Consider the following 26,841-nt stretch of genomic DNA (forward strand, 5'->3'; position numbering starts at 1 on the left):
TAAAGATACGATTGTTTTTTAAAATAAGTGTATATTGTACGTTTATTTAAGGCGAACAGTTTTTACGAGTAAGATTTTGCTTCATAAAGCAAAAAGAGGACGGGATGAAAGTAATAAGTGTCTCTATTAAAATAGTGTACAAACCAATTTAAGCAGCTTATGTGCTAGTTTATCAAAAAATACGATACATCTAAATATATGCGGATCAATTTAATCTTATGTCTATTGTTTGTAGGACATTTTTCATTTGGACAGCAATTGAACAAAAAGACCGTACTAGCTCAGCTAAGTAAGGCAAACCAATACTGGCAGTCTCATCATAAGCCCGAAGTTTGGGCGTTTTGGGATCAGGCAGCTTATCATACCGGAAATATGGAATTCTATAAGATTTCAAAATCAGCAGGAGACTTAAAATATTCTACGGATTGGGCGATATACAATGATTGGAAAGGAGCCAAGTCTACCGATACGCAACTGTGGAAATACAACTATGGGGAAACAGACGAACACGTTCTTTTTGGTGATTGGCAAATCTGCTTCCAAACCTATATCGATCTCTATCATTTATCGCCAAGCCCTGAAAAGATTGCACGTGCTCAAGAAGTCATGGAATATCAGATCCACTCCAATAAACAGGACTATTGGTGGTGGGCCGATGGTTTGTATATGGTGATACCGGTGATGACTAAAATGTATAAATTGACAGGGAATTCACTTTATCTGGATAAGATGTATACTTATTTGCAATATGCCGATAGTATCATGTTTGATCAGGAAGCGAAATTGTATTACCGTGATGCAAAATATGTTTTCCCCAAACACCAGAGCTTACACGGCAAAAAGGATTTTTGGGCCCGGGGCGATGGCTGGGTTTTCGCGGCATTTGCGAAGGTTCTTCAAGATCTACCTGAGGAGGATAAACATTATACCTACTATCAGGAGCGTTTTAAGGAAATGGCAGCCGCTATCATGAGTTGTCAACAGCAGGAGGGATTCTGGACTCGAAGCATGTTAGATTCCGAACATGCACCCGGCAGGGAAACAAGCGGAACCGCTTTTTTTACTTATGGACTGCTCTGGGGAATAAATAATGGATTGCTAAGCGATTTTAAATTTAAAGATGCTGCGGTTAAAGGCTGGAAATATCTTAGTGAAATCGCTTTACAACCCGATGGCAGAGTTGGGTATGTACAACCGATCGGTGAAAAAGCTATCCCCGGACAGGTGGTGGGTACCAACTCTACAGCTCCTTTTGGTGTAGGTGCGTTTTTATTAGCCGGCTCGGAAATGTATCGTTATTTAGCTCAAAAATAGATTGGATTTGAAAATGAAAAATAAGATTTTATTGTTCTTGGTCATTTTTCTGACAGGCCATACTGCCCTTGGACAGGGCTTGAAGGAGAAACCTGTATCAGCAAAGGAGACGGATAGAGCTTTTTGGCTTAAAGAAATGGATCAGATGCTGCGTCCTGTCCTCCGCAGTCTGGCCCATGATAGCCTACGGTTAACTATGCCACAAATGACTTCTATACACGTGGATAATAAGGAACAGCGCATCAAAGTACAATATGTTGAAGTCTTGGGAAGGGTATTGTCAGGCATAGCGCCCTGGCTTTCTTTGGATGGCGGTTCGGCTGAAGAGATAAAGTTACGCGATCAGTATAGAGCATGGACTGTTCAAGCACATAAAAATGCTTTGGACAGCAATGCGCGGGATTTTATGCGTTTTGATCTCGGTGGTCAACAACTTGATGATGCCTCATTTATCGCTTTGGGATTTATGCGAAGTCCTTGGCTGTGGGATCATATCGACAAACAGACAAAAAAGAATTTGGTAGCATCCATAAAAATTACCCGCCAATTTCGGCCGGCTTATTCAAACTGGTTGCTCTTTTCAGCGATGAATGAAGTTTTTTTAGCGAAGTATTCGGATGATTGGGACGTGATGCGCGTTGATTATGCGCTGCAGCAATTGGAACAGTGGTATGTTGGCGATGGAATGTACATGGATGGTCCGCATTATGCGTTTGATTACTATAATAGTTATGTTATCCATCCCTTCCTGGCCGGAATTATGGATTTCATACAGCTGAAAACTAAAAACTATGATGGGATGTTTGCAAAAATCAAGCTCCGCAATGCGCGCTATGCCCTAATTCAGGAGCGGATGATCAATGCCGATGGCAGCTTCCCACCGACGGGAAGGTCTGTAATCTATCGTGCGGCAGCTTTCCATCATCTCGCCGATATGGCTTTCAAGAAACGGCTCCCTGTGGAGCTTAGCGAAGGACAGGTGAAGGCTGCACTGTCTGCGGTACTGAGAAAATCGACCGAAAACCCCAATACGTATGAAAAGGCCTGGTTAACATTGGGTATGTATGGTAACCAGCCGGGCTTGGGCGATCCGTACAATAATCAGGGGAGCCCCTATTTATGTTCAGTAATTTTTTTGCCTTTGGGATTACCCGACGGAGATTCTTTTTGGACAAGTGAAGCGAGCGACTGGAGTGCACGGCGTATCTGGTCAGGACAGGACTGGCATAAAGATCAGAGCAAAGCCATTCAATAACCCCAAATTCCGGTGATAAGACTCCTTTCAAAAGGACTTGGCGGAATCAGCAAATGTATAAAAAATTCAATGAAGCAATATCTAAATCAACTAATAAGAGTAGGGATGCTCGCTTGCGCGTGCCTCTTGTTTATTTACAATGCACAAGGGCAGAAAATTAAGAATACGCTTGTCGGAAATGGTTGGGCAAAGAACACGGTCAACACAACCGTATTTCGTAAAAATTCATTAACCAGCAATGGTAAATACCAATATATCGCTTATTATGACGAAGCTGGATATGTAGTTCTAGGTCAGCGGTTACTTTCTGGCAAGGTCTGGAAGTTGCGACGTTCGGGTTATACTGGGCATGTGAAGGATGCCCATAATGTGATCAGTATTATGGTGGATAAGGCAGGATATCTCCACGTTTGCTGGGATCAGCATGACAGCAAGTTGAGATATGCACGTACCCTTCACCCCAATAGTCTTGTGCTAGGTTATGAGCAAGCCATGCTGGGACAAAATGAATCAAAGGTGACCTATCCTGAATTCTTAAAGTTGCCCAGTGGTGAGTTGCTGTTTTTATATCGTGATGGCGGATCCGGTCATGGTAATCTTGTGGTTAATAGGTACGACAGTAAACAACAGAAATGGGAGCGGATGCATAGCAATCTGATTGATGGCGAGGGGCGGAGAAATGCCTATTGGCAAAGTTATGTGGATCGTCGGGGAACGATACATCTTTCTTGGGTGTGGCGGGAAAGTACCAATGTGGAAAGCAATCATGATATGGCTTATGCATGTTCAAACGATGGCGGATTAACCTGGCAAAAGAGTAATGGAATGGGGTACGATTTGCCTATAAAAGAATCTACCGCTGAATATGCAGCCCGTATCCCACAACAGCACGAACTGATTAATCAAACTTCTATCGCTGCGGATGAAAAAGGGAATCCTTTTATCGCCAGTTACTGGCGTGACGCAGGATCAGAGATCCCACAATACAAGGTCATCTATTTACAAGAGGGTGAATGGAAGATCCGGTCTTTTGATTTTAGAAAAACACCCTTTACGCTGAGTGGTGGTGGAACAAAGGATATTCCAATCGCCAGGCCCCAGCTATTGGTTCGCGGAAAAGATCATAAAACAATGTTGACGCTGGTCTTTCGGGATCAAGAGCGCGGTTACCGACCTTCGATACTGAGGTTGAATGGGATGCAGCAAGAGGCTAATAATATTATTGATCTTTGTGATCAGTCTGTAGGAGCCTGGGAACCTACATATGATACCCAGTTGTGGCAAAAGAAACGTAAAATTGCTTTATTTGTGCAGCCTACAGTGCAAAAGGATGCTGAGGGACTCGCTGATGCTCCCGCGACAGCCATACGGGTAGTAGAATGGCGTGATTGAGAATGAGGTTGTTTTCAAATTCTTACTCCGCTTCTAAGCTGTCGACGGGATTAGCTTTCGCAGCTGCTATTGCTCTCGTACATAGAGTTAGCATAGCAATTACCAGTGCGATAATCCCTGCGAGAGCAAGAATCGACCAGCTAACCGAAATGCGATGAGCGAATTCTTGCTGCCATTGATTCATGAACAGCCATCCGGCAGGAAGTGCAATCAACAGGGCTATTCCGACCAGCTTAGCCATATCTGCGCACAGCAGATATACCAAATTGCTGAGCGTTGCCCCTAAAGTTTTGCGTATAACAATTTCTTTTATCCGTAATTGAATAGCCAATGTAATCACTCCGAACAGCCCAAACAGGCAATAAAGATGGACAATAGTGCGAAAATTAGCAGAATTTGGACTTGCTTTATTGTATTGATACTGGTAGCTTTTATCTACCTCTTATGGCTTTAGTTCATTTTTTGGACGGCATTTAATATAGTGTACGCATATGAACGATATTGTTATAAACTGTTCGCATCCGTACATCTACTTTTTTTGAAAAAGATGCGAAATGTGCTTTAATAGGTCATGGGGCCGTTATTGAACGCACAGGGACAGCTGGTATAGTATTTGGCACGGAGTTAATAAATGGATCTTATGTTCTTAATGTATTTTGACGTTCACCTTTTGATTTCAGTCATTCACCGAGTTTTGCCGGTTGTTGATCTAAAGTCTGTGAGCAGGAAGCATGTAGAGTAGTAGTTTTGGATCAACAAATAAAAACAGAAAAACTTACACGATAAAATAAAGATATTATGAAAACGCTAGTAAAAACAATCGCAGCAGCAGCCTTAATCGCAATTTCAACATGTGCAATGGCAGCTGAGGGCCCAGGATCAAAAACAGCAAAAACAACTGTTAACTTGTCAACCGCAGACTTTGCTTTAGAGCACTATGTTGCTGTCATGGCTGAAGGAGAATCGGCTGGTGTAGAACAATTGTTTGCTGAAGATTTTAATCAAAAGGTTCAAACAGCAAACTTGAAGTCAAATAGCCGTAGTGAAGTGGTAAAATCATTGAAAAAACAAAAAGGTGAGAAATTAAACTGCAGGGTTAGTACGGAGATCCTTGAAACATCAGCCGATTATATGGTGGCCAGGATGACCTTGAAATTTGAAGATTTCACCAAGACCGATCTAGTAACCTTTGTCCGTGAAGGAAATGACTGGAAAGTGTCCAAATCGATCAATTCGTATAAATAGTAGCTCATACTTTGAGGCCAGCTCAGTCCTAGCAAAAGCCGAGCTCTAGTGAATCACATGTTTATAAATTTAGTTTAGAAGCCACATCCTACGATGTGGCTTTTTTTATGAATCAGGAATCGAACCGCCTTGCTGTTTTGCCAAGGCGTCGTTTTTTGAAGCTTATGCCAATAATAATGTCGGAGATCTTAGTGAGGTGTTTCATCGTGATGTAAAATGGCATATCCCAAGTGCAAACCCTTGAAGTTTCTTTTCTTCGTGCATCTACCTCATCAATGTTCTCAATTTTTCCCCTGCCTCAGATTTTTATTCCGATCAAAGAACTATTTTTTTTAAAGTATAAAAAATGTATATCTAGGCCAAGATGCGGGCAGTATTGGCCGTTGAGGTCGCCCATGCGATTATCTCTTGGATTTATAGAAAGTGGCTTCATTATTGTAATCAAGTCGGTTGCCGAGGACGCATCGGGAATAGCTTATGTTATTCTAAATCGTAAAAATCAAACAACGGTAAGGTAAAAATTAGCTAATGCGGCTGTTTTCAGGCTGATAATTTACTGAATGTGGCTAGAATTCTTTAGTTTTGGCTATTTGTTTAGATAAATATTGCACTACAGCCTCCTTGGCGTAAGAACGTTTGGAAAAACTCAGAAATACGGACGAACAATGATATTGAAAGAAAGAATGAGCTACAACTATCTTAAATACCTTTTTACAGGAACGCTTTCGGCTTTACTGCTTACAGGCTATGCGCAGGAAGTGGGGAAACAGCAGAAAGATAAGAAAGAGAAACCACAACAGCATAGTGTGCAAAGTGGCGCTGGTGAAGTTCAAACCATGGATTCCATTGACGTCGTACGTGACTACCGGCCCATGCTGGCTGATGCCGTTAAGGTGCGCCGCAGCCCGGATATGACGCTTATCAACCGCGATGCTATTGAGACCGAATTGCGCCAGATTGCCACTGCCACCTATTTAGCACAGCAAAAATATAAACAGGCCTATTACCACGAATTGATGCAACGGCATCCAGACGCTTCACAAAGCAATATCGATAATTATCGCATCAGCTACCTGGCTTACGGAGCCGGCGAATACAAAAGAGCGAGCGGTATGTTGGAGGCCATAAAACCTTCGGATGCCTTTTATCAAGGGGCCATCATGACCTTAGGTCATATCGCATTGGAGACGGGCGACAAGCAAGCTGCACGAAATGCTTTTGTCAAAGCTACAAAGCTGGATTTGGACCGGCAAGTGAAGGCCGATGCGCTATTTAACTATGCTAAAATCTTGTTTGCAATGGACTCCACCCAGGCTGCGCAAAAAGTCCTCGAGAAATATATCGCCCAGGAAGTGAAACCTGTCGATCCGGGTTCAAAAAGAAAGGAAAGTGCGGAAACACTATCCGCTGAAATTCTACGGGGGACGACCAATTTCCATGCTGGTGTCAGTATGCTGGAATCGTTAAAAGAGCGCGGTCGGGAAGTCAATGCGATCTATCAAAAGGTAACCTACTACCGCGGATTGGAGTTTTATAATGAGCGTGCTTTCGAAAATAGCATATCTATGTTTATGCGATCTGAAAAGTTTCCGGTCAATGCTGAAATGGCGGCTCTTGCGACCTATTGGAAAGCAGAAGCCATGTATGAAGTGCGCAAATTTGGTGAAGCTGTAGAAAACTTCTCCGAGTTTCTAAGCCTGCCCGTCGCTCGGAATACTGATGTCTATAATTATGCAAATTACGGGCTGGCGTACGCGGCATACCGAAACAACCGTTTTGAGTTGACGGCCAAATATTTTGAACGCTTTCTGACTGCCGGAGGAAATACCGTGGATCAAAATATACGGTATGATGTTATTGCACGTCTAGGTGATTCGTATTTGTGTCTGCGCGATTATGGTCGGGCAAACAAGTACTACGACCAGCTGATTAATAGCAAAGCGCCAAACCAGGATTATGCCTTCTTCCAGCGTGGTATTTTATTTGGTCTACAAGGCGACAATGAAACCAAGCTCAGTACGCTGCGGTCCGTACTGAAACAATTTCCATCTTCGAACTATGCAGATGATGCGGCCTTTGAAATTCCCTACACTTATTTCACGATGGGTGATTATGGCCGCGCTATCGAAGGGCTGCAAGCAATTGTCGAAAAGTACCCCCGTAGCAGTTATATTCCCCGTGCCTTAATGACCATAGGGCTCGTGCAGTACAATAACGATGAGCCCGAAGCGGCGAAAGCGACTTTCGAGAAGGTGGTGGAGAAGTATACCCGAACTGCTGAGGCAGAGCAGGCCATGCGTTTCATTGAAAACATCTACCTCGATCAGGGGGATGCTTCAAGCTATATCCGTTATGCCGTAGGTACCAATGTCAGTAATCTGAGTCCTGCGGAACTGGATAATATGGCTTTTCAGGCCGCACAGTCTCTATTCGCCAGGGGAGAATACGGAGCCGCTGTAGAAGCGATCAATGCTTATTTTGATAAATTTCCAAAACCCAAGCAAGAAAAATTCGCCCGTTACATCCGTGGGGTGAGTTCGTACCGTACTGGGCATCCACAGGAAGCACTGCATGATCTGAATATCATTCTGAACGACTGGACCAGCAAGTATTCAGAGAATACGCTATTGACAGTGGCTGCGCTGTACCTGGATCTCAAGGAATACAACGAGGCCATTGTACACCTCAAAAAATTGGAGCTCAACGAAGAATATAAAAAGAACTATGGCTACGCAGTAACGAACCTGATGGTGTGTTACTTCGAACTCGGCGATATGGAGCAAATGGCCAAGTACGTGAGCCTGATCAAGAATTACAACGGTGCAACCGAGGAAGAAATTGCGAAAGCGCACCTATACAGTGGAAAAGCCTTGCTAAAAGAAAAGAATGTAGCGGCTGCCATGAAAGAATTTAACCTGGCCGCGTTGAAGAGCCAGTCGGCAGTCGGAGCAGAGGCGCGCTATCGCGTGGCACTAATGCAGTATGATAACAAAGAATATGATAAAGCGCTGGAAACAGCCTTTGATGTGATCAACAATCGGGAAGCACAGGAATACTGGGTTGCCAAGAGCTTCCTATTGCTTGCTGATGCCTATGCGCGCAAAGGCAATACCTTCCAGGCGAAGAGTACCTTGAAAAGTGTGATTGACAATTATGATAAAAACGATGATATTGTGCCCGCGGCGAAAGAGCGCTTACAGAAACTGAAGTAACACGTTGTAGAATTTGTCCGTAAGACAGATTTGAGGATGTTTGTCCATTTATACCGAATAGCAATGGCATTGTAGCACTTGCCGTTTGGAAAAGCCCGATTGTTCTCGGGCTTTTTTATGTTCGTTATCCCTTCCTTCTCATTCCTTTTTTGCTTCTGTAAATGCCGTGTTTGCGTAATTGATACGGTCTCTATTTAACGCTTTATCCATTGTACGGATGCGGACAATACGTTTCTAAACTGTTCGCAAGCGCACATTTGCTTTTTAAAAGAAGATTAATAAAAGGCCATTTTAAGGCCCAGAAAGCATAAGTGTACGCTTTGGTCCAACTGGTATAATGTTTGGCATGTGGTTGTCGAAATGTGTCCTAAATTTCTTCGGCATGCTTCCGGATCGAAATCTCTTGTAGGTAAATGACAATCACCGAGTTTCTTCGATCACTGGTCTAAAGACCATGGGGTAAATGCATATTAAACAGAAGTTTTGGACCCACAAGTAGAAACACGATAACTAACACAATAAAATAAAGATATCATGAAATCATTCGTAAGAAATTGCACTGCAATAGCTTTAATCGCCTTGTCCACATTCACCATGGCAGCTGAAAGATGGGGAGACAAATCAGAAAAGACAAACATTAACCTTTCCACGGCAGGCTTAGCAGTGGATCACTATCTTGCAGTCACCACCAAGGGGGAATCGGTAGGCGTGGAGCAGTTGTTTACGGACGATTTCAACCAAAAGATACAGGCTAACAGCATATTGACCTATGGTCGTAGCGCTGTGATTAAATCGTTGAAAAATCAACACGGAGAAAAGCTAAATTGCAAAGTAAATATCAAGATCGTAGAAAAATCAGTAGATTATATGATTGCAAAAATTGCAATGAAATTTGACAGCTTTAGCATGACAGACCTCGTGACTTTGGTTTACGAGAACGGCGATTGGAAGGTGTCCAGGTCAATTCATTCCTACCAATAATGCTTATTCCCTATAAATATATATGTTGTGAAGCCACGTCGAGCGATGTGGCTTTTTCGGATTTATGCCCTTTTGTTTCGTTATTTAAAATTTCGATAAGGTAATCCAATATTTAATCGGGTTAAAAAGTATGCGCTCACTTGATTTTTATCTTTATTCTGAGCTGGAATAAAAAATGAATAATTGTTGATAAGATCGATCTTTAAAGATTGTAAAAAGGATTTTAATACCACATCTTCTATGCGAATAGATTGTTTCTCCGGAATTGAGTATTCCAAATAAGCGTCCAGTTGATTAACTTTTCCATCCTTATCGATTACCATTGAGATGGATAAATCAATATCTTCGGGATTAATATCCTTTTTTTGAGCAGCAGCTTTAAGTGAATTTTTTAAGCGTACTACCTTTTCATAAAATTCATTTTTTGGATTGGGTTCTTTTAATAAGTTCCAATAGTTACGAAAATATACTCTATTGGAACCGTATTTTAATTCCAAGCTATCAACAGCAGCTTTATCTAATAATTGATAGTTATTGACTTGTCTGTCATCGATTTTTTCAACGAGACTATGACTATGCCTGTTAAATTTGATGGGAAATAAGCTGGGGTTTTCATAAGCCGTATTTGCATTTACGCCTACATAAAATTGATGGTTTTGCATAAAACCAACCATTGGATGCTGATAGAACTCATGATAGTTTTTTGTCAAGTCAAGATTAGCATTATAATTGTATTTTTCGAATAAAATTGCTGGATAGTCTGTGTTGACCTTTAAAATGATATAGTTTTTAGGGTCGAAAAAATATTTTACCTCTGAAAATGAGCTGTTTTCATACTCTTCTTTCGTATCTACATTCTTATTCTCAAGAACTACTTTTTTTAATAATCCTATTTCCTTGGAAACAGGACTTCCAAGCGTTATTCTTTTAGGGAATACCTGGGATTTATCAGCATTCTTTGCTATAATTCTAAGTGAGTCACTAGCAGTGTCCTGTTGACTCGGCTGACCGGAACAACTGACATGGATTGTTAACAGTACAGTGGCAAAAAACAGTAAAAAAAAGGCTTCTTCCCCTATGGCTTAAATTTTAATGTATATCCAATAATACTATTTTATATTCGGATTTATAGTCTAAAAATAATTGCGATATCGATCTTTCGATAGGAGTTTTTTTTTGATTTTGATTATGTTTTATTTCTGACCTTCGGCCTTTACATCAATACAAAACGGGGCCCAGGCCCCGCTTATGTTTCAGTACTTATAATTCGAATGAAATATAAGTTGCAGACTATATTCCTAATTCACCATGGGCAAGCATATGTCTGTAAATCGTTCTGCAGTTGTCGAAGAATCCTGAACAGGAATTTTCAACATAGGTTTGCGAAGTGAAGGTGTCAATCACTTGGCCACTAGTATTGTAGACCGTTAGCGTGTAAACACACTTTCTTAGAAACGTTGCTTTGTTTTCTTTTGTTGATTCGGCAACTTCAACTTTGTTGGTGTTTTCGGCAGCTGCCGAAGTACCTGTCTTTACTTCTGCATTTTCTTTGGCAGCTTTTGTGTCCGTGCCTGCAAAAGCTGCTGTCGATAGCGCAGCTACCGCTAGCAAACTCATCAATAACTTTTTCATTGTTTTTAAGTTTTATTTGTAAATAATGTATGCCTTTTGGGCATGTTTTAATTATCTAATACTAAAAGTAATCACAAGATATTTGGCTAGGATGAGCGATTCGTATTCGTGAGAGTTGGTCTAATATTCGCCCTTACTTAGTTGATATTTAGTTTATCCAGGAAACTAAAAGCCGCTCAGAAATTAGACTTGGTATCCGTACATATTTTCACCTCCCAATTTCCACCATTCACCGAGTTTTTTTTGATGTTGGTCTAAAGCCCGTAGGCTAGGGACCTCTTGTGTTGTAGTTTTGAGTCAACAAATAAGAACAACAATACTAACACTATAAAAAAGACATTATGAAAGCATTAGTAAAAACATTCGTAGCAGCAGCTTTAATCGCAGTATCTACTTTCGCTATGGCAGCTGAAGGACCGGGTTCAAAATCAGCAAAAGCAAACGTTAACCTTTCCACAGCAGATTTTGCCTTAGAACACTATGTTGCGGTAACTACTGAGGGGGAATCAGCAGGTGTAGAACAATTGTTTGCCGAAGATTTCAATCAAAAGATCCAATCATCCAATACGCAAAATCACAGTAGGAGCGAAGTGGTTAAATCCTTGAAAAAACAAAAAGGCGAAAAGCTGAACTGAACTGTACTGTAAGCACCGATATCCTTGAAGAGTCAGCAGACTATATGGTAGCTAAAGTGACTCTAAAATTTGAAAACTTCACCAAGACTGATCTAATTACTTTGGAGCGTGTGGGCAATGACTGGAAAGTATCCAAATCGATCAATTCTTATAAATAGTATCTAAAAACTAGTGCGTTGCGAAACGAAGTTACAAGTAAAGCACTAGTGTATCATATGCTTAAATTTAGTTCGAAGCCACGTCGGGAGATGTGGCTTTTTTACGTCAAAAGGGCCTGATTCTCATCAGACCCTTTCTCTTAGCGTTTATTTGTACAGTAATTTTTATGTTTCCTATCGTTTCCTCTTTTTTGTTTCGTCATCCAATGTTTTTATAGACTATTGGATTTTCACTGTACGACGCCAATTTTTATGTTAAATGTTCTTGCCGAAATGAAGCTTGTTGTCGTTCTGTATAGTAAGAACAAAAGTTATATGGAAATAGTTTTATAGGAGTAGATTATTTTTAATAAATTAAAAAATGGATACAGCCTTATACTATCAGAAACTTTTAGAACACTATACCTGTAATTGGGGAAAGGAATATAACGTTTTGACTTGGCCAAAAGGTCCCTATAAGGATCTAGGCGATCATTTTAGGGTGCTGGAATTTCCCCCAACAACCGAACGGAACATGTGGGCTTATGCGACTATAGGTATGTCTGGCTTGCATGATGAATTTGCCCTCGAACTGCATATGTTTTCTAGTGAGCAAGATGAAACATTAGTTGAATCATTAATAGTCGTAGCACATTATCATAAATTTGGCGCGAGTCTGGGCCATTGGCATACCATTAACTGGGGAAGAGGATGGCGCTTGGATTCTTCTTGCTCTTATGGCCTTATTTCGCTACCTTATCTCGACGGACCCAAACTCGAAATTCTTACCCTCGATAACAATAAGTCAGTCCATTTCTATTGGTTGCTGCCGATTACGGAGGAGGAGGTAGCTTTTAAAAAGGAAAATGGTGCCGAAAAGCTTGAGGAAATATTTGAAGAACGAGGATTAAATTATTTAGATCCATTCAGGGACACGTTGGTTTGAATGAAATAATCTCCGGGGATTTAGTAGTTAAAAATACCAACTTTTCTAAAAAATAAATAGCTATGAAACTACTACGAAATTTTGAATTACACGATATACTGTTTGATCTAGAATCTGGCGAAGAGTTTAAAAATTTGGAGCCAGTCACCAATATTTATGGATGGTACAGACAGATTGAAGATGTTTTGACAGCTTTGTACGTAGAGAAAAATGAACTTTATTTTTTATTTGGTACAACAACGTTCCATGTGGGAGATCATTGTAAAGTAAATTTGATACCACTAGCGGAGAATACAATGGAGCTTCTGATTTATCATAAAGAAGACCTAATTGTTAGATTTTCTTTTCCATTTGCTCCTAAATTCAACTATCCAGCGCCATTTGACGATCTAAATGATTTGGAACAGGATTGGGGATTATTCATTCAGGAAATCATAAATAATCCATTAAGGAGGAGGAATATGATTTCAAATCTTATGGAATGAGTTAATAATAAGTTATACTGTTCTGTTATTAAAACCGCTTCCACTTCTAACGACATAATGATTGTTGCAAGAGCATTTAGAATTGTTTAGTGATGAAATTTATCTACAAAAAGTCATTAACGCTAGCGAGTTTTCAGTAGAAAACGGGTAAAAGGATTTTCATTATATAAATTCATAAAAAGCTAGTCCGAGCGTCTATTTTAAAAGATTTTTAATCAACAAATGATATAAAGGTAGGGAAATTATTATCTTTCACCCATATTCGTAAATATGAATCATCGTAAGGAAGATCGTATGGTCCAAGATCTTATTAGTCGGGGTCAAAATATTATCAGTAATAACTTTATACCAAATGAATCAAAGATATCTTTTAGTACTACTTTTTCTCACTGTATGCCAGTTGGCCTCGGCCCAATTTGCAAAAATCATTGACAAAGACGGCTATGTAAATGTGAGAAAACAAGCTACAGTGAATAGCGTGGTTGTTTCAAAAATTGCTGCTGATGAAATTGTTTATGCATTTCCTGATGAAAAGTTTGGCGATTGGGTAATTGTTGATTATACAGACAAAAGAAATAAGAGCATTACTGGGTATGTACACAATTCAAGAATTAAATATATAGAATCCTACAAGCAGATCCCTACTGTACTTTCTGATGAAGGCACCGTAAAATTTATTGCAAAAGATATAACCGTGCAAATAAATTCCGATAGTTTCGATTATGAAAAAAATAAAGGTGATTTTTCATCGACTCAATATGATGGTTATACCGTTGTAGACAAATTTAGAGGGCAGCAGGTCTGGGGAACAGATGGCGAAATCCCTACAAGCCATTACACCTCTATTCAAGCTACTATAAAGGGGAGATTTATCCAGATCCCGGCAAAGGAAATTGAAAACCTATTTAATGTAAACAACGAGTTTGCAACATGCTACTATGATGACTCAAATGATATTTTATACATCAGTACTGTTAACGGCGATGGGGCTGGTGGGTATGCAGTTTTATTTGAGATTAAAAAAGGTAAATATAATGCACGAGTGGTAACAATGCCATTTTAGCAATAGCAATAACGGTAAATTTACCGAGTTTTCCTGACCGTTGTCTAAAGTTCATGGAGGCTGCGCTACTATGAGGAGGGCATAGAATTTTGATTATACTGCTGTTACATTTAATAAGTTGAAACCGAACTCTCCAGCCTTTTTGAAAAATAACTAACTTTGTCCTGCAGTATTAGTAGATACATACAAGCATGCTAGAATGGTGAAAATAATGGTCGTAGAAGACAATGAACGCGTTGCTTCGAGTGTGAAAAAAGGATTAGCAAGTCAGGGCTACCTGGTCAATGTTTTTGGTGATGCGGAATCAGCGATCAAAGAAGCCAAATCTGTTGACTATGATTTACTTCTCATAGACATCATGTTACCAAGAATGAATGGGATTGAGCTCAGTAAACAGATGCGTGCGGCTTACCCCAGGATCCCAATCATCATGCTCACAGCATTGGGCAGTATCGATGAAAAAATATCTGGTTTTGATGCGGGAGCCGATGATTATATGGTGAAACCTTTTGAAATACGCGAACTTTTTGCACGTATCGCTGTCTTGCTCAAGCGGCACAGGGAAATCAGTGAAGAAGAGATTCAGGGGATGCTGACCTATGATCGTATCAGTGTTGATCTCCGGAGTAAGCAGGTTCATAGTCAGGGACAACCTATTAAGTTGACTCCCAAAGAGTTTGATCTCCTCCACTTCTTTTTGAAACATAGGGAGACCATGCTCAGCAAGGATGAAATAGCACGTAATGTATGGAGCAAAAACTTTGATACCGGAACAAACTATATTGATGTATATATCAATTATTTGCGTAAAAAAATAGACCGGGATTTTTCACCTAAATTGATTCATACGAAATCCGGACATGGATTTATTTTATCCAATAAAGAATGAAGATTGTCAATAGAACTTCCTGGGTATTTACGCTCTCTTCGGCTATCATCTTGTTTCTATTCGCCTATGCGGTTTATTTCTTCTCGGAATTAAATCGGCAGGAAGAATTTGTTGATCGGTTGCGCTATAAGATCATCTGGCGCGCAGAATTTATTTTTGATGCACAGGTGCAGGAACATCAGATAAGAAGAATTCATGAACAAAATAAAAAGTTGATCAACGAAGCCCAGATTACTGTTTTCGATCAGCAGAATAGGGTTGTTTTTTCCGATATAGGCGAACCGACGTATCCCGATGTTAAATTGGAATCTGTCAAAACGTCTAATTTTTTTACATGGGAGCAAGGCAAAGAACTGTATATGGGCTTAAACTATCAATTTGAGGGTAAGCCTTTTTTCTTGATCGGACATGCGTACGATGTAACGGGTTTTGCACATATGGAACGGCTGAAAAATATTTTGATAACGATTTATATCGTTGCCCTATTTTTTATTTTTTTCTCTTCATTTCTATTTGCACGTTATATTCTTAAGCCAATCAATTACATTATACATCAGATAAAGGATGTGTCCGAACATAACTTGAGCACACGTGTCTCCTATAGTAATGCAAAAGACGAACTCTCAGAACTTATCGAAACATTCAACAATACATTCAATCGGTTGGAAAAATCTTTCAATAACCAGCGCCATTTTGTATCCATTATTTCACACGAGTTTAGAACACCTTTGGCAGCTATGATCGCCGAACTGGAATTGGCGCAGCAGCTGAATACCAATGTGGATGAGTATTTTAACTCTATTGATAGGGCATTGCTCGATGCGAAGGAGGCTACTGTACTTTCGACAGCCTTGCTGGATTTTGCCCGGGCAAACTACGATAGTTCGCAGGTAAATTTTGAAGAAATCAGACTGGATGAAATACTGCTTGAAGCAAAGTTAGTGGTCTTAGAGAAAAATAAAGACTATCGGGTAAGCATCTCTTTTGATGCTAATGCTGCAATCGACGAAGAGGAAATCTTGGTATCTGCAAATGCCTACCTCTTGAAAGTGGCCTTTGCTAATCTGATCGAGAATGCTTGTAAATATAGTGCTGATCGGCATGCCCAGGTACTGCTCTCCAGAAATAAAACCATAGCGCAGGTGCAGGTAATAGATCATGGTATCGGAATAGACAGCAAGGATATCCCGCATATCTTTGATTTGTTTTACCGTGTGGCCGGTACGCCTTCAAAAGAGGGACATGGCATCGGTCTCTCAATTGTTCAGCGAATTATTGAGATGCATCAGGGTAATGTAGCGGTTAATTCAACTCTCCATGTAGGGACTGTGTTTTCAGTCGAACTTAAACTGGCCTATCCAAAGGGGCTTGACTAAGCTAAAAATTCTAATGGTTTTCTAATAATATCACCTCCATATTCAGCCTAATTTTGACTTATCAAAAAAACAAAATTAGGTTGAATCATGAATAGAAAACAGCTTACCTTGGCATTGTTCCTCAGTTTGGGACTAGGTAGCGCAGAGCTCGCCGAGGCGCAAACCAATGATTTTGGAAATCCAAAACTTACTCATTTCTTAAATAAGGAGCATACACGTTATATCAGCTTCAGCGGATACGCTGAGCTGTGGGCGAGATATAGCCAGATTAATCCGGGAAGCTTGGTAAACAACGAGTCCGTTTCGAATGTATCTGATCTTTCTTTGCGGCGTATTAGGGCAAAGATGACCTACAAGCCTACCGAAAATTTACTGTTTGTATTACAGATGGGTCCTACTAACGTAAACGTCAACAGCAAGACTAATACGTATATGGATCTCTTGGATGCCTATGCGGAATATAGTTTCAGCACCAAACTTGCGATCGGTGGCGGCCGTTCGACTTGGCGCGGTCTTTCCCGATTTACAACAGGACCACTTAATACGCTTCTTTACGACTTGCCTTTGTATGCGACATCCAATACTGGGGCGACTGATATGGTCGTGCGTGAAATGAGCTTCTATGCAAAAGGGCAGCTTGGAAAATTTGACTATCGGGTGGTACTTGCCGATCCATATTCCGCCGCCAGCGCTGATCCTAAATTAAATAAAGCCACCTTTAGCAAAAACGAAGCACGTAAAGATGTGTCAGGGTACTTCCGCTACGCATTCCACGATAAAGAAAGTAACGAAACGCCATTCAATTCGGGTACATATCTCGGTAAAAAAGATGTGCTCAGCATAGGGGCTGGATTTGAGTATATGCACAATGCACTTTGGCATCTGGATGAACAGCAGATGACCAAAAATGACGATATGCGCAATTTTGCAGCGGATATCATCTATGATGCGCCAATCGATAAAGAGAATGGAACTTCGATTAGTGCCTATGGTATGGCCATGCACAGCGATTATGGTCCTAACTATCTCCGCTTTGCAGGGACAAACAACCCCGCGACAGGTATCGATGCGGCCAATGCAAGCCTGAATGGTGCGGGAAATAGCTTGCCAAATGCTGGCACGGGAAATACATTTTACGCACAGGTCGGCGGTACACTCCCTTATTTCAATCCATCCAAACATAATTTACAGCTGCAGCCAGCGGTTTCTGTACAAGTAGGGGACTACAAGGCATTGAAAGACAAAAGTTTAATTTATGATGCAGGTATCTCGCTACTGATGCACGGTAATAGCAGCCGGCTGACTTTTGATGCGCAAAATCGTCCAATCTATAATTTAAATGCTGCGGATCAAGCTGTGGTAACAGATCACAAGTGGGCATTTGTGCTTAAATATAGAATTGATTTTAATTAAATAGCAATAACATGAAAAGAAAAGATTTTATCCTTACACTAGGTACTGCTGGTGTTATGAGCTTTGCGGCTACCTCACTGATGGCAAAAGAGAAAAAAGCGAAAACTAAAAAAGTGTATTTCCACTATTTGCTTTTTTGGCTAAAACCTGACTTGTCTGCTGAACAGGTAGAAGAATTTAAACAGTTTTTTGAAGGTCTTAAAAAGCTTCCCTATGTCAAAAATGTACGTTATGGCAAGCCAGCTGCTTCTTCTCCAAGAGCGGTATTGGACAACTCGTTTACCTACAATGCATCCATGGAATTTGCGACATTGGAGGAACTAGAGGCTTATGGTAAACTGCCGGGACACCTCGCCCTTGTCGCTAAATACAAACCTTATTTTGAACGGATGATGGTGCACGACACGGTTTATGAATTCTAAAATTAAAACAACAAAATAATAATTTCAACATTACAAAATGAAAATGATATCCAAACTAGCTATTGCTTGCGTACTGGCAGCATCAAGCTTAAACGCTGTGAAAGCGCAAGAAGGTCATGGAAAAATTAAGGAGGTCAACGTGGAAGCCGAAGGTAAAATGCCTGCAGTACGTTTGATTAACAACCCGGATGGAACCTGCTCGTTTCAAAAAGGCTTTATTCCAACATTGAAACACGCCAATACGAGTACATTTTGGACAAGTAATAAAACAGAAGAATGGGAGAAAAATGCTCATCCAGCTCCAAGAAGACAATACGTGGTTACGCTGAAAGGTAAAATCAGATTTAAAGTCAGCGATGGTTCAACTTTTTTAATCGAACCTGGGACGATTCTTTTGGCTGAAGATTTGAAAGGTACTGGGCATAGCTGGGAAATGGTTCATTCAAAAAGCTGGGAAAGATTGTATATCCCTATCAATGAGGGAGCTGATGATCTTTTCGTGACAAAAAATAACTAATATGTATGTTGTGCCGCAGTCTGACCTGTGGCTCAACATTGACCGTAATTTTTCTTGTTACTTATGAGGACTTATTCTGATGAGATTCCAAAGGTTTAAAGCTTTATAACCCATTTTCAGAAAACTTTTCTGTAAATCGGAGATTGGAATAGTTTAGCAAAATTACTTACTATTGCCATAGTATTCAAATTAGTTTTACGATGAAACTAAAATCTCTCCTTGTTATTTTGGGCTTAAGCCTTTTTCCTTATTCTTGCAAAAACAACAGTTTAATAAATTCCATTTGGAAAAAATTGTGGAGATAATAGCGGGTTACAAGATATTCTTGTTTTTAACGATACGCATAATTTTGTGCGGAATGATACTGTCTATCGGAGGATGGCTATTGATTCCCCAATCGCTGTAATTAATCGGATTGATACCTATTATGGCGAAAGAAGATTATATCTAAAAAGGCTCTCTGATCAAAAAAACTATAGATTCTGTGAGCAGTAATAAAAAATCGAGCAGCCTAATGGTCAATTTATCTTGTGAAGTCACATCGAGAGATGTGGCTTCAATTTTTTGCGTATCATTGTATGTCTATGGATAATAGACGATCAATTTTGAATTGAGCATATGATAAAATATAATATCAAGTGGCTAACAGATAGATTTGAAAATGGAGATAGCTTCAAATTTCTCTTCTTTTGGGGGCATACAGCTAAGCAAAATCAGGAAGTTGGAAAATTTGTTTTCAGTCAATGGTATGAGAGTCCGTTTACAGTAGATAATATTACCTATAGGACTGCGGAACATTGGATGATGGCCCAAAAAGCATTGCTTTTTGATGATAAGAAGAATTTTGAGAAAATCATCAACTGTATTAAACCGGGTGAGGCCAAAGAGTTGGGAAGGCAAGTTGTAGGCTATGATGATCAGATTTGGAATGAACGCAAATTTGAGATCGTTAAGAACGGAAACATCCATAAGTTTAATCAACATTGGGCGCTGGCCGAATATCTGTTAAAAACAGAAAATAGAGTTCTTGTTGAGGCAAGCCCCGTTGATGCCATCTGGGGTATTGGACTTGCACAAGATGACGTCGATATTGAAAACATCTATTGTTGGCGTGGTCAAAATTTATTGGGCTTTGCATTGATGGAAGTACGAGATTTTCTAGATCAATTTGGGCAATTTCAAGCACTTCAAAACGCTATGCAAGCACCTTGGTCGAAGTTTTCCGATAAGGACAGTAGGGATATGTTTTGGAGAATGGGATTGGGTGAGGAATATTTGAGTGAATTCGGTGCTTATTATGATAATCTGTCTAAAAGAGAACAAACCATATATCAACTGACCTATCCTCGTCCATATTCTTGGACGGATTTTTATTAACTTCGTATAAATAGAATTTTACAACTGGTGGTTTGGCAGTAATGAAAGACAAACCACTAGTGAATCATCTATTTATTAAAGCCACGCCGGAGATGTGGCTTTTTTACGTCGAAAGGGCCTGATTCTCATCAGACCCTTTCTCTTAGCGTTTAGTTGTACAGTAATCTTTATGTTTCCTATCGTTTCCTCTTTTTTGTTTCGTCATCCAATGTTTTTAAAGACTATTGGATTTTCACTGTACGACGCCAATTTTTATGTTGAACCTTTCTTTCGAAAGGTAGCTTGTAGCCGTTTTTGTATTGTAAGAACAATAGCCAATTTGAAATAGTTTTATCAGCGTGATTTTTTTTATAAATTGTGTTGGCTTAAAATAGAAATCCCTTATTGGGAAATAAGAAATAAACCATAGATTTTGAGAAAGGACAAGAACTTTGAAAAGCACAAATTATATTGGCTGGCATTTGATCACCTAAAAAAAAGCGCTTATAGCGGTAATCCGGAAGGTCAATATGATTATGCGCAACAGTTTGATTCAATTAGTTTTTTAGGTGTTAATAACCCATTATACAATCCAAAGAAATGTATCTATTGGTATACAAAGTCCGCTACTGGTGGCTATGCAGAGGCTTATAATAACCTGGCGGATTTTATGAAAGAGGCGAAGGGATTCGGCAAGATTTAAAGATGAGTTACGAATTATATAAAAGAGGGGCTGAACTTGGATCAACTCGTGCAAAATCAAATTTGGAAATTTTTGAAAAGGATATTAACCAAGGGAAGTATAGGTTATAATTTCTATTGTAAAGATTCTTTTTGATATTGTAAGTAATCTAGGGGATTGTTGCCAAATGAGCATTGGAGTTAATAAAAATGATGATGAAAATAAATAATGATGTGTTCTTTCTATATTTAGTGATGATAGCTTATTCAATGGTAGGTTGTGCTGGAAATAATATTTGCATTAATCTGAATGAAAAAAAAATAGTATCAAAAGAAGGAGACATTGTACGTTTTGAAATAGAAGAAAACGATACTTCGTATTACTTTTTATTGAAGGGTAATGTAAGACATCAAAAGACTGTAGATTTAAAAGATATTTATAATAAAAACAGGGTAGATGAGTCATTTCGGTTTGGTAAAATGAATTCTTTTTCATTGAAACCCAGAAGTACATATATTTTCACTAATAGAACAGTTTTTGATGCTAGCCGTGTTTCACTAAAATTTTATACGGATAGTGTAGGAAATGTTCATAGTTTAGACAATCGAGTTTGTGAATGATGTGTATAAAACATCCAGGATCTATGATTACTGTATTTAAGCAAGTAGGTGTTTTTGTTGACTCTTTTGAAGCAATGAACAGATATTTTCCACGAACCATTTTAAAAGTATTCAGCGTTTATAACCAAACTTATGCGCAATATGATAAAGATGATTTTTTATGAAAATAGAGCGTATTATTAGTTGGTTTGATAGAAGAGATGAGAGGCTTATTGGTGAATTTAATATAGACTTTATACCTTTAGCTATTTTGAAGGAGACTTTTAGACCTCCAATTGAAGATCCTTTAATGTACAATCCGTATGATATTAATATAGCGGAATCTGAGATTCTAAAAAAATATGTAGACATTGAATTCGAATTTGATAAATATATATATCAAATTGATTGTTTTCAGGCTTGATAATTATGAGACTTTACAAATAGAAATATCAGCTTTTAGTAAAAAAGGATTGTAATTAACAAATTGACAGTTTTTGAAATGGCTTTGCTTTTTGCCTTAGCGGAGAAATATCCGGTTTTGTTACTCGTTGTTATTCGAATATTTTATGAGTTTTTCATTCAAGAGTCTGAATAGCTCCTTATGCCTTATAGCCATATTGCCGCTGCTAAGGTTGTATGGCGAACCATAATTCATATTAAACTGCATCATTTTCTTTTTGATCATATTGGGCTCGTCGTCTATCACTGCCTTACTATTTTTAATTAGGATAATGATAATAGGGGTTGAATAGATTGCTATTTCCTTAAACCCACTGATATCTTGCCATTCGATAAAAGTTTTGTGTATATCGCCGATATGTAGCCCCTGATCCGTAATCTCAAGAAGTAGCAAGTTTGAAATCAAATATCGGACGAATACGATGGCGGCGAAACCAAAAAATAAAATACATAGGATACCGATCATCCTCGTTATTAGAGGTTCACCGTCAAAACTCTCCGGATGCATTACAAAGAAAATACCACCTGCGACAAACAGTAGCGAGCCAATTAGCATTAACACTGTTTTCTTTTTGCTGCTATACAAGCGAATTATATGCTCGGTTTTATTTTCCATTATTTTAAATTTCTGGCTCATCCGAAACAATTAATATTCCGAAATTCTTGTCCGTAGCACCATATCTGTCCACAAGTTCCTTTTTTTCAATGATTGTTATGGATTTAAAAAACTTGTCATTAATAGCAGCGAGCTTTTCCTCATAGCCTTTATTAAGTAATTTTCCATGAAGGATGTAGTGAAAGCCGTCATCGCTGCCCTTGGACTCCAATAGATGCTTGAACGCTGATGATTTAGATTTGAAGTAGTTAAGAAAGCGTTTTCTGCAGAATTGCTTTGTTTCAACGTAGAGGGCTCCATTTGCATTACTGTCAATGTGTTTAAATGCTTGACTATCTTTATATACTTTGACTGAAGCTATGTCGTTAGGATTCAATTTTTGCAGGTCTGCTTGGCTTATCTGGACACTATCAACAAACATAATAGGTGCTCCTTTTGATGTCGTTGAGATCTGAACTGTAGTCTGGGCATAACCTAGTGAAAATAATGGTACGAAAAGGATAGTAAATATTAGTTTTTTCATGTGGATTAATTCAGATACACGTAGGTCGATTTGGGTCATTCCCATAGTTATTATAATTTAAAGGTTAAAGTGTTTTTCTGATACCCGTGTTTTGATATCTCGTTTATATGGTCTTTGTTAAATTTTGTATTTCCCTAAAAATAATGAACTACGCTATTTAAAACAATACGATAAATTCAATTATTTGATTTTTTTGGTGGAAGTGTCATTATTCGACGTATTTCTATCAGCACCCTGAGTTGGATTTTATTGAATTTATGCCTCTTAAAAATGGTTGCTTTCTCAATTGCTGTTCATACTGTTCTTTGCTGATAAAAGGCCATAGCTCATGATCTCCTGTATGCATAAATTCTTCAAACTGCTGTTTCTGCTCATTTAGTTTTACGCCATAATGTTGTCCCAAAGTGAGAGCAGTAAATAACAAGTCTTTAAATGAAAACCTAAATAGCGGATTTATACGATCAAAGTAAGGCCACTCGTACTCAAAATCCGAATGTAGGAATAAAATAAACCGAGCAATGTCTTTCAGCTCTTTATCAGAAAGCTGGTTTTTACCAGTAAATTTATGATTTTCTAAATCGCTATATAAACACCAGCTTAATTCGAGCATTGGTCTTATGATAGGATCATCAAATTTGGCTTGTTTTGAAGAATAATAATATTCAGGAAGACAACCAAAGGATACATTGTCTATTATCTCTTCCTCAAAGTCATCATTGCTGATAAGTCCGACAGCTAAATGTCTTAAATGATACGCAAGTACCTCTCTACGTGTTAAGTCAACCATATTAGCATATTTTCTTAAAGATAAGAAAATATTTACCTCCCCATTTCCCCCATTCACCGAGTTTTCCTGATCGTTGGTCTAAAGCCGGTAGGCTAGGGGCCTATTGTGTTGTAATTTTGAGTCAACAAATAAGAACAAAAAACTAACATAATAAAATAAAGACATTATGAGAACGCTAGTAAAAACATTCGCAGCAGCAGCTTTAATCGCAGTATCAACTTTCGCTATAGCAGCTGATGGACCTGGAGCAAAAGCAACAAAAGCAAACGTTAACCTTTCCGCAGCAGACTTGGCACTTGATCACTATGTTGCGGTCACTACGGAGGGCGAATCAGCAGGAGTAGAGCAGTTGTTCGCAGCTGATTTCAATCAAAAGATCCAAGCTTCCAATGCGCAGTCTAACAGCCGTAGCGAAGTCGTTAAATCCTTGAAAAAGCAAAAAGGCGAGAAACTAAACTGTACAGTAAGCACAGACATCTTAGAAGAATCGGCAGACTATATGGTCGCTAAATTAACCTTGAAATTTGAGGATTTCACCAAGACAGATTTAGTTGCCTTGGAACGTGTAGGCAATGACTGGAAAGTATCCAAATCGATCAATTCGTACAAATAATATCTAACAACTAGTGCGTTGCGAAACTAAGTTACAAGTAAAGCACTAGTGAATCATATGTTTAAATTTAGTTCGAAGCCACGTCGCAAGATTTGGCTTTTTTACGTCAAAAGGGTCTGATTCTTATCAGACCCTTTCTCTTAGCGTTTAGTTGTACAGTAATTTTTTATGTTTCCTATCGTTTCCTCTTTTTTGTTTCGTCATCCAATGTTTTTAAAGACTATTGGATTTTCACTGTACGACGCCAATTTTTATGTTGAACCTTTCTTTCGAAAGGCAGCTTGTAGACGTTTTGTACAGTAAGAACAACGGCTATTTGAAAATAGTTTTATTTTTTGGATTGGATTTTTTTTGGAAAAGCTTCAGCGGTAAGGCAGATTGTGCTATAGTTTGAAATTAAGCAGAAAGTAGATATTATCCTGTGCAAAAATTGAAGCGCTCAGGAAAGCTCTATCACAAATGAAGAAAGACATCGACATCCAATTTTTGTACAAAAACGAACCATTTCTGAACAAACCAATACCATAGCGGTAGCCTGACATAGCTATTTTTGTAATGCATCCCAATAAATCAATTTGATTTGAACACACCAATAAATTATAAACTATAAGAAGGGGGCTGATAAAACGGAAATCCAAAAACTAACAAGCAATAGACTTAAAAAATATGTTCAGATACGAAATAATAAACAGACAGATAATATCAAATAGGATAATCAAAAGTGTTTTTATCCTCTTATTTTGTACTTGCGCGTCGCTTGGCTTCTCTCAAAAAAATAAAGCCCAAGGCGGTGCCGGCAACTCGGGGTATATCTTATTAAAGCCAAAATACGATGGACATTCAGTCTTGCGCAACCCTTTAAATGGTTGGGTAATGTATGCTCCCCGTAATGCCGACGATTCGTATTGGGATATCGAATATTTTGTGCCAGCATTGGGTAAAAAGGTAAAGGTCATCGATTATGCTTCGGCATGCTATGTACGCACGAGCTGGTCTTCTCTGAATCCCAGTGAAGGCGTTTATGCCTGGGATGATCCAAATTCCAGAATAGGAAAGCTCTTAAAAGGCGCGCAAAAGAGAGGGTTGCCCATAGCGCTCCGTATAGTGGTAGATGGCCGCGACCAGGGGCAAAATACACCCAAATTTGTGTTCGACCTTGGAGCCAAATATTATTTGGAAAATAAAAATCATCCCGATAGACAAACCCCTTATCCTCAGGATACGGTATTTAGAAAATACTACACCAAATTTATCACAGCTTTGGCCAAGGAATTTAATGATCCTGAAAAGACCTCTTTTATTGATGCCTATGGCTTAGGAAAATGGGGTGAAGCACATTATGTTGTCTATGAAGATCCCAAAATGGCAACGCCCGAAAGTACTGAAAAAATAAAGGAAGAAACCTTGGACTGGGTGACCAGTTTATATGCCAACACATTCACAAAAGTTCCTTTGGTTATCAACTACCATCGTCTTGTAGGTCATCCCGAAAGTTGGGGAGCAGTCAACCCGAACAGTGAACGCTTGTTGGATAAAGCTATTGATAAAGGTTATAGCTTGCGCCAAGATGCTTTTGGCATGACTGGCTATTACCAGAATTGGGAAAAGGATTTTGCCAGGAAATGGAATTTTAAGCGTCCTATCATTATGGAAGGGGGCTGGATTATTGCTCCAGGTAAGCACCGTTATTGGATAGACCCGAGTGGAAAATATAGAGAAGGTCATGATGAGGATGTTAGAAAAGGAGAGTTCGACCTGTCGGCCGAAGCCCATGTCAATATGATGGACTTTAGAGCGGGGGGAGAAACTGAATCCTGGTTTAAGTCCTTTGATCTGGTTCAACGGTTTATTACAGAAGGGGGGTACCGTGTATATCCAGACCAAATCAATCTCCCTCAAGATATCAAGTCGGGAAAGATAGCGCAAATCTCCCATCGTTGGCAGAATATGGGCTGGGGCTATTTTCCTAATAATATTCCACAATGGAACTACAAATATAAAGTTGCTTTTGCACTGTTAGATGCCAAAGGGAATGTTAGAAAGATTTTTGTAGATCTTCAGAGTGAACCGTCTGCTTGGTTGAAAGGTGCTGCTGCAAGTTATAAAATAAATGCAAAAGTAGATCTACCTGCAGGAATATATAGCTGGGCAGTCGCCATTGTTGATACAACCAAGGAAAATAAGCCGGCAATTCAACTTGCCCTTGATGGAGATTTGACGGCTCAGGGTTGGACAAAGCTTTCGGCATTGCAGGTAAAATAGAAAATTTTATAAACAATTAACACCTAT

27 protein-coding genes are annotated in these 26,841 nt (G+C 39.1%); 21 read left to right on the forward strand and 6 right to left on the reverse strand.

The genetic code is table 11. From position 1 onward, the window contains the following. The first annotated feature begins 198 nt into the window (after positions 1 to 198). The 3 genes from B4Z90_RS11210 (at position 199) to B4Z90_RS11220 (ending at position 3,961) form a co-directional block, all read left to right on the forward strand. Positions 199 to 1,314 (forward strand): glycoside hydrolase family 88 protein, encoded by a 1,116-nt coding sequence (locus B4Z90_RS11210; protein WP_286802231.1) that lies wholly within the window; start codon positions 199 to 201, stop codon positions 1,312 to 1,314. A gap of 13 nt (positions 1,315 to 1,327) precedes the next feature. Next, positions 1,328 to 2,569, forward strand: a complete 1,242-nt coding sequence (locus B4Z90_RS11215) for a DUF2264 domain-containing protein (RefSeq protein ID WP_286802232.1) — start codon at positions 1,328 to 1,330, stop codon at positions 2,567 to 2,569. A 69-nt stretch (positions 2,570 to 2,638) separates the two neighbouring features. After that, a complete protein-coding gene (locus B4Z90_RS11220) occupies positions 2,639 to 3,961 on the forward strand; it encodes a BNR repeat-containing protein (protein WP_070565254.1) in 1,323 nt (440 codons plus the stop codon). A gap of 22 nt (positions 3,962 to 3,983) precedes the next feature. On the opposite strand, the gene B4Z90_RS11225 is transcribed toward B4Z90_RS11220, so the two are convergent. Beyond that, the gene (locus B4Z90_RS11225) at positions 3,984 to 4,337 is read right to left on the reverse strand and encodes an ABC transporter permease (protein WP_312208612.1); all 354 of its coding nucleotides are present in this window, start codon (positions 4,335 to 4,337) and stop codon (positions 3,984 to 3,986) included. A gap of 422 nt (positions 4,338 to 4,759) precedes the next feature. On the opposite strand from B4Z90_RS11225, the gene B4Z90_RS11230 reads away from it, so the two are divergent. The 3 genes from B4Z90_RS11230 to B4Z90_RS11240 all read left to right on the forward strand — a co-directional run bounded on the left by B4Z90_RS11230 (position 4,760) and on the right by B4Z90_RS11240 (position 9,399). Then, positions 4,760 to 5,206: a nuclear transport factor 2 family protein gene (locus B4Z90_RS11230; RefSeq protein ID WP_286752552.1), complete on the forward strand. Its 447-nt coding sequence runs from the start codon at positions 4,760 to 4,762 to the stop codon at positions 5,204 to 5,206. Between the two features lie 665 nt (positions 5,207 to 5,871). Continuing rightward, complete coding sequence (locus tag B4Z90_RS11235) at positions 5,872 to 8,418, forward strand: tetratricopeptide repeat protein (RefSeq protein ID WP_286802233.1); 2,547 nt, start codon at positions 5,872 to 5,874, stop codon at positions 8,416 to 8,418. Positions 8,419 to 8,952: 534 nt separating this feature from the next. Then, entirely contained in the window at positions 8,953 to 9,399 is a 447-nt protein-coding gene (locus B4Z90_RS11240; protein WP_139144964.1) for a nuclear transport factor 2 family protein, read from the forward strand. Between the two features lie 80 nt (positions 9,400 to 9,479). On the opposite strand, the gene B4Z90_RS11245 is transcribed toward B4Z90_RS11240, so the two are convergent. Beyond that, positions 9,480 to 10,061, reverse strand: a complete 582-nt coding sequence (locus B4Z90_RS11245; protein ID WP_139144965.1) for a hypothetical protein — start codon at positions 10,059 to 10,061, stop codon at positions 9,480 to 9,482. Positions 10,062 to 10,689: 628 nt separating this feature from the next. Then, the gene (locus B4Z90_RS11250) at positions 10,690 to 11,031 is read right to left on the reverse strand and encodes a hypothetical protein (RefSeq protein ID WP_286709354.1); all 342 of its coding nucleotides are present in this window, start codon (positions 11,029 to 11,031) and stop codon (positions 10,690 to 10,692) included. Between the two features lie 341 nt (positions 11,032 to 11,372). Here B4Z90_RS11250 and B4Z90_RS11255 point away from each other — a divergent pair, with 341 nt between their 5' ends. From B4Z90_RS11255 to B4Z90_RS11315, 13 genes are all read left to right on the forward strand, one after another. Beyond that, positions 11,373 to 11,666, forward strand: coding sequence for a hypothetical protein (locus tag B4Z90_RS11255; RefSeq protein ID WP_286802234.1), 294 nt, complete (start codon positions 11,373 to 11,375; stop codon positions 11,664 to 11,666). Positions 11,667 to 12,185: 519 nt separating this feature from the next. Next, entirely contained in the window at positions 12,186 to 12,749 is a 564-nt protein-coding gene (locus B4Z90_RS11260) for a suppressor of fused domain protein (RefSeq protein WP_286752570.1), read from the forward strand. Between the two features lie 62 nt (positions 12,750 to 12,811). After that, a complete protein-coding gene (locus B4Z90_RS11265; RefSeq protein ID WP_070565274.1) occupies positions 12,812 to 13,234 on the forward strand; it encodes a hypothetical protein in 423 nt (140 codons plus the stop codon). A 352-nt stretch (positions 13,235 to 13,586) separates the two neighbouring features. Beyond that, entirely contained in the window at positions 13,587 to 14,297 is a 711-nt protein-coding gene (locus B4Z90_RS11270; RefSeq protein WP_070565276.1) for a hypothetical protein, read from the forward strand. A 199-nt stretch (positions 14,298 to 14,496) separates the two neighbouring features. Then, positions 14,497 to 15,186, forward strand: a complete 690-nt coding sequence (locus B4Z90_RS11275; protein ID WP_286802235.1) for a response regulator transcription factor — start codon at positions 14,497 to 14,499, stop codon at positions 15,184 to 15,186. Beyond that, positions 15,183 to 16,562, forward strand: a complete 1,380-nt coding sequence (locus tag B4Z90_RS11280; protein ID WP_201639632.1) for a sensor histidine kinase — start codon at positions 15,183 to 15,185, stop codon at positions 16,560 to 16,562. Before B4Z90_RS11275 ends, B4Z90_RS11280 begins: the two co-directional genes overlap by 4 nt. Positions 16,563 to 16,649: 87 nt before the next feature. Beyond that, entirely contained in the window at positions 16,650 to 17,975 is a 1,326-nt protein-coding gene (locus B4Z90_RS11285; protein ID WP_286802236.1) for a hypothetical protein, read from the forward strand. An 11-nt stretch (positions 17,976 to 17,986) separates the two neighbouring features. Further along, positions 17,987 to 18,397, forward strand: coding sequence for a Dabb family protein (locus B4Z90_RS11290; RefSeq protein ID WP_070565284.1), 411 nt, complete (start codon positions 17,987 to 17,989; stop codon positions 18,395 to 18,397). A 43-nt stretch (positions 18,398 to 18,440) separates the two neighbouring features. Beyond that, a complete protein-coding gene (locus B4Z90_RS11295; RefSeq protein WP_236586113.1) occupies positions 18,441 to 18,914 on the forward strand; it encodes a hypothetical protein in 474 nt (157 codons plus the stop codon). A gap of 618 nt (positions 18,915 to 19,532) precedes the next feature. Then, the gene (locus tag B4Z90_RS11300; protein WP_286802238.1) at positions 19,533 to 20,291 is read left to right on the forward strand and encodes an NADAR family protein; all 759 of its coding nucleotides are present in this window, start codon (positions 19,533 to 19,535) and stop codon (positions 20,289 to 20,291) included. Positions 20,292 to 20,703: 412 nt separating this feature from the next. Continuing rightward, positions 20,704 to 20,973, forward strand: a complete 270-nt coding sequence (locus B4Z90_RS11305; protein ID WP_286802239.1) for a hypothetical protein — start codon at positions 20,704 to 20,706, stop codon at positions 20,971 to 20,973. Positions 20,974 to 21,161: 188 nt separating this feature from the next. After that, positions 21,162 to 21,572: a hypothetical protein gene (locus B4Z90_RS11310; RefSeq protein ID WP_286802242.1), complete on the forward strand. Its 411-nt coding sequence runs from the start codon at positions 21,162 to 21,164 to the stop codon at positions 21,570 to 21,572. 160 nt (positions 21,573 to 21,732) lie between these two features. After that, the gene (locus B4Z90_RS11315) at positions 21,733 to 21,975 is read left to right on the forward strand and encodes a DUF7683 domain-containing protein (protein WP_286802244.1); all 243 of its coding nucleotides are present in this window, start codon (positions 21,733 to 21,735) and stop codon (positions 21,973 to 21,975) included. Positions 21,976 to 22,095: 120 nt separating this feature from the next. Here B4Z90_RS11315 and B4Z90_RS11320 read toward each other — a convergent pair whose 3' ends face one another. The 3 genes from B4Z90_RS11320 to B4Z90_RS11330 all read right to left on the reverse strand — a co-directional run bounded on the left by B4Z90_RS11320 (position 22,096) and on the right by B4Z90_RS11330 (position 23,939). Continuing rightward, positions 22,096 to 22,629, reverse strand: a complete 534-nt coding sequence (locus tag B4Z90_RS11320) for an STM3941 family protein (RefSeq protein WP_286802246.1) — start codon at positions 22,627 to 22,629, stop codon at positions 22,096 to 22,098. A gap of 4 nt (positions 22,630 to 22,633) precedes the next feature. Further along, positions 22,634 to 23,197 carry a hypothetical protein gene (locus B4Z90_RS11325; protein WP_286802247.1) on the reverse strand — a complete coding sequence of 188 codons (564 nt, stop codon included), beginning with the start codon at positions 23,195 to 23,197 and terminating at the stop codon, positions 22,634 to 22,636. Between the two features lie 181 nt (positions 23,198 to 23,378). Then, positions 23,379 to 23,939, reverse strand: a complete 561-nt coding sequence (locus B4Z90_RS11330; protein ID WP_286802249.1) for a hypothetical protein — start codon at positions 23,937 to 23,939, stop codon at positions 23,379 to 23,381. Between the two features lie 166 nt (positions 23,940 to 24,105). Between B4Z90_RS11330 and B4Z90_RS11335 the strand changes: the two genes are divergently transcribed. Together B4Z90_RS11335 and B4Z90_RS11340 are read left to right on the forward strand one after the other, a co-directional pair. Next, on the forward strand, positions 24,106 to 24,552 hold the full coding sequence (locus B4Z90_RS11335; protein WP_201639626.1) for a hypothetical protein: 447 nt from the start codon (positions 24,106 to 24,108) through the stop codon (positions 24,550 to 24,552). Positions 24,553 to 25,425: 873 nt separating this feature from the next. Next, positions 25,426 to 26,814 (forward strand): DUF4832 domain-containing protein, encoded by a 1,389-nt coding sequence (locus B4Z90_RS11340; protein ID WP_201639625.1) that lies wholly within the window; start codon positions 25,426 to 25,428, stop codon positions 26,812 to 26,814. Positions 26,815 to 26,841: the final 27 nt, after the last annotated feature.

The sequence above is a fragment of the Sphingobacterium sp. UBA5639 genome, assembly GCF_002421245.1.
In the GTDB taxonomy this organism is placed as follows: domain Bacteria; phylum Bacteroidota; class Bacteroidia; order Sphingobacteriales; family Sphingobacteriaceae; genus Sphingobacterium; species Sphingobacterium multivorum.

Bases quoted from the DNA above. Each gene is read 5' to 3' on its own strand.
- B4Z90_RS11335 (WP_201639626.1), top strand. From the start codon at position 24,106: ATGAGAACGCTAGTAAAAACATTCGCAGCAGCAGCTTTAATCGCAGTA.
- B4Z90_RS11230 (WP_286752552.1), top strand. From the start codon at position 4,760: ATGAAAACGCTAGTAAAAACAATCGCAGCAGCAGCCTTAATCGCAATT.
- B4Z90_RS11310 (WP_286802242.1), top strand. From the start codon at position 21,162: ATGATGATGAAAATAAATAATGATGTGTTCTTTCTATATTTAGTGATG.
- B4Z90_RS11320 (WP_286802246.1), bottom strand. From the start codon at position 22,629: ATGGAAAATAAAACCGAGCATATAATTCGCTTGTATAGCAGCAAAAAG.
- B4Z90_RS11315 (WP_286802244.1), top strand. From the start codon at position 21,733: ATGAAAATAGAGCGTATTATTAGTTGGTTTGATAGAAGAGATGAGAGG.
- B4Z90_RS11265 (WP_070565274.1), top strand. From the start codon at position 12,812: ATGAAACTACTACGAAATTTTGAATTACACGATATACTGTTTGATCTA.
- B4Z90_RS11210 (WP_286802231.1), top strand. From the start codon at position 199: ATGCGGATCAATTTAATCTTATGTCTATTGTTTGTAGGACATTTTTCA.
- B4Z90_RS11300 (WP_286802238.1), top strand. From the start codon at position 19,533: ATGATAAAATATAATATCAAGTGGCTAACAGATAGATTTGAAAATGGA.
- B4Z90_RS11250 (WP_286709354.1), bottom strand. From the start codon at position 11,031: ATGAAAAAGTTATTGATGAGTTTGCTAGCGGTAGCTGCGCTATCGACA.
- B4Z90_RS11215 (WP_286802232.1), top strand. From the start codon at position 1,328: ATGAAAAATAAGATTTTATTGTTCTTGGTCATTTTTCTGACAGGCCAT.
- B4Z90_RS11325 (WP_286802247.1), bottom strand. From the start codon at position 23,197: ATGGGAATGACCCAAATCGACCTACGTGTATCTGAATTAATCCACATG.
- B4Z90_RS11240 (WP_139144964.1), top strand. From the start codon at position 8,953: ATGAAATCATTCGTAAGAAATTGCACTGCAATAGCTTTAATCGCCTTG.
- B4Z90_RS11275 (WP_286802235.1), top strand. From the start codon at position 14,497: ATGGTGAAAATAATGGTCGTAGAAGACAATGAACGCGTTGCTTCGAGT.
- B4Z90_RS11245 (WP_139144965.1), bottom strand. From the start codon at position 10,061: ATGCAAAACCATCAATTTTATGTAGGCGTAAATGCAAATACGGCTTAT.
- B4Z90_RS11235 (WP_286802233.1), top strand. From the start codon at position 5,872: ATGATATTGAAAGAAAGAATGAGCTACAACTATCTTAAATACCTTTTT.
- B4Z90_RS11340 (WP_201639625.1), top strand. From the start codon at position 25,426: ATGTATGCTCCCCGTAATGCCGACGATTCGTATTGGGATATCGAATAT.
- B4Z90_RS11220 (WP_070565254.1), top strand. From the start codon at position 2,639: ATGAAGCAATATCTAAATCAACTAATAAGAGTAGGGATGCTCGCTTGC.
- B4Z90_RS11270 (WP_070565276.1), top strand. From the start codon at position 13,587: ATGAATCAAAGATATCTTTTAGTACTACTTTTTCTCACTGTATGCCAG.
- B4Z90_RS11290 (WP_070565284.1), top strand. From the start codon at position 17,987: ATGAAAAGAAAAGATTTTATCCTTACACTAGGTACTGCTGGTGTTATG.
- B4Z90_RS11330 (WP_286802249.1), bottom strand. From the start codon at position 23,939: ATGGTTGACTTAACACGTAGAGAGGTACTTGCGTATCATTTAAGACAT.
- B4Z90_RS11280 (WP_201639632.1), top strand. From the start codon at position 15,183: ATGAAGATTGTCAATAGAACTTCCTGGGTATTTACGCTCTCTTCGGCT.
- B4Z90_RS11255 (WP_286802234.1), top strand. From the start codon at position 11,373: ATGAAAGCATTAGTAAAAACATTCGTAGCAGCAGCTTTAATCGCAGTA.
- B4Z90_RS11260 (WP_286752570.1), top strand. From the start codon at position 12,186: ATGGATACAGCCTTATACTATCAGAAACTTTTAGAACACTATACCTGT.
- B4Z90_RS11285 (WP_286802236.1), top strand. From the start codon at position 16,650: ATGAATAGAAAACAGCTTACCTTGGCATTGTTCCTCAGTTTGGGACTA.
- B4Z90_RS11295 (WP_236586113.1), top strand. From the start codon at position 18,441: ATGATATCCAAACTAGCTATTGCTTGCGTACTGGCAGCATCAAGCTTA.